The sequence below is a fragment of the Neobacillus drentensis genome (assembly GCF_036965245.1).
Lineage (GTDB): Bacteria > Bacillota > Bacilli > Bacillales > Cytobacillaceae > Neobacillus > Neobacillus drentensis_G.
In genome coordinates this window covers 1-235 of record NZ_JBALPG010000229.1, presented here as the reverse complement: position 1 = coordinate 235, position 235 = coordinate 1, and positions in this window count along the sequence as shown.

The following is a 235-nucleotide window of genomic DNA, read 5'->3' as shown; positions in this document are numbered from 1 at the left end:
ATTTTAGTATCGGATTGGAGAAATGTTGAATTTCATAAAGAAGTAGTTCGAACATGACATAAAAGTAAAAAAAAAATTTCAATTATGATACTTTAAGTTGTTGGTGTTTTAAGTTTAGACTTTATGTTGTTGTTTTGGGAAATGATTATACTGCTGAAAATTGATGATGTAATAATGCCTAAAATTAAAAAGAATATAATCGCTGCAAAGTTATTATCTTGCACAATAGTTCCTC